This is a genomic window from Spirillospora sp. NPDC049652 (assembly GCF_040675125.1).
Taxonomy (GTDB): Bacteria; Actinomycetota; Actinomycetes; order Streptosporangiales; family Streptosporangiaceae; genus Spirillospora.
The window spans coordinates 1-6,449 of the sequence record NZ_JBFAOF010000374.1; the positions used below are offsets into that span (position 1 = coordinate 1).

Annotated in this window: 8 protein-coding genes; 6 read left to right on the forward strand and 2 right to left on the reverse strand. The window is 71.5% G+C overall.

All coding sequences use genetic code 11. The annotated features are described in order from the left end of the window. Positions 1–48: 48 nt before the first annotated feature. Complete coding sequence (locus AB0J52_RS22410) at positions 49–276, reverse strand: hypothetical protein (protein WP_500183841.1); 228 nt, start codon at positions 274–276, stop codon at positions 49–51. A gap of 221 nt (positions 277–497) precedes the next feature. Here AB0J52_RS22410 and fbaA point away from each other — a divergent pair, with 221 nt between their 5' ends. The 6 genes from fbaA to AB0J52_RS22440 all read left to right on the forward strand — a co-directional run bounded on the left by fbaA (position 498) and on the right by AB0J52_RS22440 (position 5,817). Then, positions 498–1,520: a class II fructose-bisphosphate aldolase gene (gene fbaA, locus AB0J52_RS22415; protein ID WP_500183843.1), complete on the forward strand. Its 1,023-nt coding sequence runs from the start codon at positions 498–500 to the stop codon at positions 1,518–1,520. 108 nt (positions 1,521–1,628) lie between these two features. After that, positions 1,629–2,087, forward strand: coding sequence for a winged helix-turn-helix transcriptional regulator (locus AB0J52_RS22420; protein ID WP_500183845.1), 459 nt, complete (start codon positions 1,629–1,631; stop codon positions 2,085–2,087). A 98-nt stretch (positions 2,088–2,185) separates the two neighbouring features. Continuing rightward, on the forward strand, positions 2,186–2,836 hold the full coding sequence (locus AB0J52_RS22425) for a GNAT family N-acetyltransferase (protein WP_500183846.1): 651 nt from the start codon (positions 2,186–2,188) through the stop codon (positions 2,834–2,836). Positions 2,837–2,871: 35 nt separating this feature from the next. Continuing rightward, positions 2,872–3,300 carry a DUF3151 domain-containing protein gene (locus tag AB0J52_RS22430; RefSeq protein ID WP_500183848.1) on the forward strand — a complete coding sequence of 143 codons (429 nt, stop codon included), beginning with the start codon at positions 2,872–2,874 and terminating at the stop codon, positions 3,298–3,300. Positions 3,301–3,449: 149 nt separating this feature from the next. Further along, positions 3,450–4,736, forward strand: a complete 1,287-nt coding sequence (locus AB0J52_RS22435) for an adenylosuccinate synthase (RefSeq protein WP_500183849.1) — start codon at positions 3,450–3,452, stop codon at positions 4,734–4,736. A gap of 181 nt (positions 4,737–4,917) precedes the next feature. After that, on the forward strand, positions 4,918–5,817 hold the full coding sequence (locus AB0J52_RS22440; RefSeq protein WP_500183851.1) for a glycerophosphodiester phosphodiesterase family protein: 900 nt from the start codon (positions 4,918–4,920) through the stop codon (positions 5,815–5,817). Between the two features lie 78 nt (positions 5,818–5,895). Here AB0J52_RS22440 and AB0J52_RS22445 read toward each other — a convergent pair. Continuing rightward, on the reverse strand, positions 5,896–6,449 hold a 554-nt coding region (locus AB0J52_RS22445; RefSeq protein WP_500183853.1), incomplete at its 5' end, for a magnesium and cobalt transport protein CorA.

The following is a 6,449-nucleotide window of genomic DNA, read 5'->3' on the forward strand; positions in this document are numbered from 1 at the left end:
ATCCCAACTCCCTGATCGCCACCTTCGGGGTGTTCGGGATCTTCGCCGTCATCTTCGCCGAGACGGGCCTGCTGGTGGGCTTCTTCCTGCCGGGATGCCCGCACCGTGCGCGGCGGCCGCCGTGCTGAAGAGCCCCGCCGCGAACAGCAGCGTGTCGCCCGGCAGGAAGAAGCCCACCAGCAGGCCCGTCTCGGCGAAGATGACGGCGAAGATCCCGAACACCCCGAAGGTGGCGATCAGGGAGTTGGGATCGAGAGGGTTCAGGGCGAGGTCCACGCCGCGAGCCTACCCGGACACCCCTGTACGGCCGGTGTAAAGCGGAAGGCGCGCCTTGACCGGTTCGTCCTCGGACACCCCGGTCCGGCCCCCGGAGTGGTCTGATCGGCGGAATCCGAGATACTGGCGAGGTGGCGCCCCACCCCCGCGGGTCGGGCCAGGACCAGAGACGACGACAGCACACGGTGCCGCCGGGATCCGGCCGGAAAGGACGCTGAACCATGCCCATCGCCAGCCCCGAGGTCTACGCGGAGATGCTCGACCGCGCCAAGCGCGACGGCTTCGCCTATCCCGCGATCAACGTGACGTCCAGCCAGACGCTGAACGCCGCGCTGCGCGGCTTCGCCGAGGCCGAGAGCGACGGGATCGTCCAGGTCTCGACCGGCGGCGCGGAGTACCTGTCCGGCGCCTCCGTGAAGGACATGGTCGTCGGCGCGACCGCCCTCGCCGAGTACGCGCGCGTGGTGGCCGACAAGTACCCGGTCAACATCGCGCTGCACACCGACCACTGCCCCAAGGACAAGCTGGACGGGTTCATGCGCCCGCTCGTCAAGATCTCCCAGGAGCGGGTGGCGCGCGGCCAGGAGCCGCTGTTCCAGTCGCACATGTGGGACGGCTCGGCCGTCCCGCTGGACGAGAACCTGGAGATCGCCAAGGACCTGCTGGAGCAGTGCCGGCAGGCCCGCGTGATCATGGAGATGGAGATCGGCGTGGTCGGCGGCGAGGAGGACGGCGTCGCCAACGAGATCAACGAGAAGCTGTACACCACGCCCGGCGACGCCATCGCGACCGCCGAGGCCGTCGGCCTGGGCGAGCAGGGCCGCTACATCCTCGCCGCGACCTTCGGCAACGTGCACGGCGTGTACAAGCCGGGCTCGGTCAAGCTGCGTCCCGAGGTGCTCAAGGAGATCCAGGACGCGGTCGGCAACAAGTACGGCAAGCAGCGCCCGTTCGACCTGGTCTTCCACGGGGGGTCGGGCTCGACGCTGGAGGAGATCCGCGAGGCGGTCTCCTACGGCGTGGTGAAGATGAACATCGACACCGACACCCAGTACGCGTTCACCCGCCCGGTGGCCGCGCACATGTTCAGCAACTACGACGGCGTGCTGAAGGTGGACGGCGAGGTCGGCAACAAGAAGCAGTACGACCCGCGCTCCTGGGGCAAGGCCGCCGAGGCGAACATGGCCGCCCGCGTCGTGACCGCCTGCGAGAACCTGCTCACCGCCGGCAAGAAGATCAAGTAACACCCGCGCGTCCCGCGGGCGGGGACCGGCCGCCGCCAGGCGGCCGGTCCCCGCCCGCGCCCGTTTCGGGGCCGTTCGGGTGCGGAGGGGCCCGGATAGGCTCGGAACGTGGCTCTCCCCCGCACGTACGAGGACCAGAACTGCTCGATCGCCCGCGCTCTGGAGATCGTCGGCGACCGGTGGACGCTGCTGGTGATCCGCAGCGCCTTCGAGGGCGTGCGCCGGTTCGACGACTTCCAGGAGGCCCTGGGGGTGGCGCGGAACGTCCTCACCGACCGGCTGTCCCGGTTGTGCGAGGAGGGACTGCTCCGGCGCGTCCGGTACCAGGAGCGGCCCGAGCGGTTCGAGTACCGGCTGACCCGCAAGGGCGTCGAGCTCTGGCCCGCGATGATGACGCTGCTGCTCTGGGGAGACCGGCACTACGCGCCCGAGGGGCCGCCCGTGCTGATCCTGCACGCGGGCTGCGGCGGCCCGCTGACCCCCCGGATGACCTGCGGTTCCTGCGGCGAGCCGCTGGGACCCACGGACGTAGAGACGCGGCCCGGCCCCGGCGCCCCCGCGCTCTGACCCGGCGTCCCCCGCCCGACCCGCGAGAACGAAGCGGTTCGGGGCGACTTCCCCGATAAGGGTTGTTTCACGCAACCCGCCGTTGTGCAATAGGTTTTGTGACGCAACTCAGAGAGCTCCGGCTGGCGGACGTCCGGATCCGCCCGTTCGGGCGCGGCGACGAGACACGCCTGCGCGGCATGTCGGGCGCGCTGTCGCGGACCAGCCTGTACCTGCGGTTCTTCACCGGGACGCCGCACGTCCCCGAGCCGTACGTGGCGGCGCTCGGGCGGCTGGACCACTGGAACCGGGACGCCCTGGTCGCGATCTTCGACGGCGCGATGGTCGGCATCGCCGAGTACGCGCGCCTGCCGTCCCGTCCGGACGAGGCGGAGGTGGGGGTCCTCATCGCGGACGCGTGGCAGCGGCACGGGCTCGGCCGCCTGCTCACGCGCATGCTGCTGCCGCTGGCCGCGCGGCGCGGGGTGACCGGGTTCCGGGCGGAGGTCCAGAGCACCAACAGCGGCGCGGTGGAGCTGATCCGGCACACCTGGCCGTCGGCCCGCTCCGTGCACCACGGGGAGACCTCGACCTTCCGCATGCCCGCCCCGGACCACCCCATGCCCGCCTCGGCTGCGCCGGCCCCTCCCGCTCCCGTCCCAGCGGCCCTGGTGGTCTCGGCGTCCTGCGGGCAGGGCGTGGGGCGTTGCCGGGCGGGGGTACTAGACCCGGCGGTCACGATCTCGACCGGAACCTCTACGGGTGGGTGACCCGGGTTGTTGGGGCGCGGGCGTTCCCACCTACGATGACCGGCATGACCCAGAACCTGCTCGGCGGGCCGGCACCGACCGAACTCCCGGACCACCCCGAGGCCCGCGAGGCCCTGGCGAACGGCGTCGACCCGTTCGAGGTCGCCGCGCGCCATCCCGAGTTCCCCGGCGCGTGGGCCGAGCTGGCCGAGCGCGCGTTCGCGCGGGGCGGAGTGATCGACTCGTACGCGTACGCGCGCACCGGCTACCACCGCGGCCTCGACCAGCTGCGCCGGGCGGGCTGGAAGGGCCACGGGCCGGTCCCGTGGGAGCACGAGCCGAACCGCGGCTTCCTGCGCTGCCTGCACGCGCTCGCCCGCGCCGCGGCGGCGATCGGCGAGGACGCCGAGGCCGAGCGCTGCCGAACCTTCCTCCGCGACAGCAGCGAGACGGCCGCGAAGGCACTGGCGGAGAACGGAAAGTAAATCCCGGTTAACCCCGTCCCACCAGGCTTTTCGGCCCCCTGCGCCACGACGTGCGGTTTCTTCGGCTCCCGGCTGCGGGTACGATTTGATCGCAAGAGGCCCCTTCGCGCTTGCGATCAGGGGCCTTCGTCGTGGGAAGGATAAGTGGCATGCCGGCCATCGTTCTTGTCGGAGCCCAGTGGGGAGATGAGGGCAAGGGCAAGGCCACCGACCTGCTGGGCGGCGACGTCGACTACGTCGTGCGCTACCAGGGTGGCAACAACGCCGGCCACACCGTGGTCATCGGCGACAAGAGCTACGCCCTGCACCTGCTCCCGTCCGGAATCCTGTCGGACGACGTGGTGCCCGTCATCGGCAACGGCGTGGTGATCGACCCGGCCGTCCTGCTCCAGGAGATCGACGGCCTGGCCGACCGCGGTGTGTCCGCCGACCGCCTGCTGATCTCGGCGAACGCGCACCTGATCATGCCCCACCACCGGGCCCTCGACAAGGTCACCGAGCGGTACCTGGGCAAGGCCCGGATCGGGACCACCGGCCGCGGCATCGGCCCGGCGTACGCCGACAAGATCAACCGGATGGGCATCCGGGTGCAGGACCTGTTCGACCCGAACATCCTCACCCAGAAGCTCGACCTGTCGCTGCGCGAGAAGAACCAGGTCCTGACCAAGGTCTACAACCGGCGGCGGATCGAGACCGGCCCGATCGTCCAGGAGTACCTGGCCTACGGCGAGCGGCTGCGCCCGTACGTCGCCGACACCACGCTGGTGCTGAACCGGGCGCTGGACGAGGACAAGGTCGTGCTGCTGGAGGGCGCGCAGGGCACGCTCCTCGACATCGACCACGGCACCTACCCGTTCGTGACCTCCTCCAGCCCGACGGCGGGCGGCGCGTGCGCGGGCTCCGGGATCGGCCCCACCAAGATCACCAAGGTGATCGGCATCCTCAAGGCCTACACCACCCGCGTCGGCTCGGGCCCGTTCCCGACCGAGCTGCTGGACGAGTGGGGCGAGTTCCTGCGCAAGACCGGCGGCGAGTACGGCGTGACCACCGGCCGGGACCGCCGCTGCGGCTGGTTCGACGCGGTGATCGCCCGCTACGCGACCCGGGTGAACGGCATCACCGACTACTTCCTCACCAAGCTGGACGTGCTGTCCGGCCTGGAGCGGATCCCGGTGTGCGTCGCCTACGAGATCGACGGCGAGCGGGTGGACGAGCTGCCCGCGAACCAGACCGACTTCCACCACGCCAAGCCCGTCCTGGAGTACTTCGACGGCTGGCAGGAGGACATCACCGGCGCCGCGACCTTCGACGACCTGCCGAAGAACGCCCAGGCGTACGTGCGGGCGCTGGAGGAGCTCTCGGGCGCTCCGATCTCCGCGATCGGCGTCGGCCCGGGCCGCGACCAGACGCTCCAGCTGCGTTCCCTGGTCTCCTGACTCCGTTCCGGTCGCCTCCGCGGGGGCGGAGGCGACCGGGGTCCGGTTTCCCCCACGGTCCCGGTGCTCCGAGGGCCCGGGCGTGCCGGCGGTGACGGATCGACCTGATGGCCGCGAGCCGTTCAACCGCATATCACCGATCGTCCATCGCGGGCCAGGGACCGCCCGGTAGGTTTCGGTCGTGACCTATTTCGGGGGGACCGTGGAGATCCACGGCCATCGGGGCGCGCGCGGCCTCCGTCCGGAGAACACCCTTCCCGGGTTCGCGCACGCGCTGGAACTGGGCGTCCACGCGATCGAGTTCGACGTCGGCATGACCGCGGACGGCGTGGTCGTCTGCAACCACGACCAGATGCTGTCGCCCGGAAACCTCGCCGACACCGCCCCGGCCGCGCCGGGCGACCCGCTGTTCCCGTACGTGGGACGCGCCCTGCGCGAGCTGACGTTGGAGCAGGTCAGGACGGTGGACGCGGGGGTCCGGACGCCGCTGGCCTTCGCCGCGACGCAGCGGCCGGTGCCCGGCACGCCGCTGCCGACGCTGGACGAGGCGTGCACGCTGCTCGGAGCCGTCCGGGACGTCCGGCTCGCGGTCGAGCTGAAGACCGACCCCGGCTGGACGGCCCGCGCGGTCGACCGCTTCACCGCCGCCGTGGCCGAGGTTCTGGACGCGCACGATCTGATGGCCCGGTCGCGGCTGCTGGCGTTCGACTGGCGGGTGCTGGCGGCGGCCGCCCGGTACGCCCCGGGCGCGGGACGGGTCGCGCTGCTCGAACGCAAGACGCTGCTGCCCGGCACGAGGTGGCTGGCGGGCCTGCCGCCGGAGGACCCGGTCGGCGTCGCCCTCGCGGCGGGCGCGACCATGCTGTCCCCCGAGCACGACCTGATCACGTCCGCGCTGGTCGAGGACGCGCAGGCGCTCGGCCTGCCGGTCTCGACCTGGACCGTGAACGACCCGATCGACATGGGGCGCCTCACCGACCTCGGCGTGGACGCGATCGTCACCGACCATCCGGACCGGCTCCGCGCCGTCCTGCGGGCCCGGGGGCTCCCCGTCCCCGCGCCGGCGCTCCTGCCCGTCTGAGCCTGCCCGCCTGAGCCCTGCCCGCCTGAGAGCGGCCCGCCTGAGCCCTGGCCGGTGGCGATCGGGCCCCGGCGGGGGTCAGAGCCAGCCGTTGCGGCGGAAGCCCCGGTACAGGCCGAGGCAGATCCCGGCGATCAGAGCGATGATCATGAAGTAGCCGTAGCGCCACTCCAGCTCCGGCATGTACTTGAAGTTCATGCCGTAGATCCCGGCGATCGCGGTCGGCACCATGAAGATCGCACCCCAGGCGGAGATCTTCCGCATGTCCTGGTTGTCGGCGACCGTCACCTGGGTCATGTGCGCCTGGAGAATCGGGTTGAGCAGCTCGTCGAAGGACTCCACCTGCTCGCGGACGCGGGTGAGGTGGTCCTCCACGTCGCGCAGGTACTCCTTGATCTCGGTCGGCACGAACCGGCGGCCGGACAGGTTGCGCACCGGGCCCGCGAGCGGCCCCACGGCCCGCTTGAGCTGGATCACCTCGCGCTTGAGCCGGTAGATGCGGCGCGACTCGTCGGTGCGCTCGGGCGAGAACACCGCCTCCTCGACCTCGTCCACGTCCTCCTGGATGGCGTCGGCGACGGCGGTGTAGCCGTCCACGACGTGGTCGGTGACGGCGTGCACGACGGCCGCCG

Coding starts and splice junctions, on each gene's coding strand:
- AB0J52_RS22430 (WP_500183848.1), top strand. CDS start 2,872: ATGACCGGCATGACCCAGAACCTGCTCGGCGGGCCGGCACCGACCGAA.
- AB0J52_RS22435 (WP_500183849.1), top strand. CDS start 3,450: ATGCCGGCCATCGTTCTTGTCGGAGCCCAGTGGGGAGATGAGGGCAAG.
- fbaA (WP_500183843.1), top strand. CDS start 498: ATGCCCATCGCCAGCCCCGAGGTCTACGCGGAGATGCTCGACCGCGCC.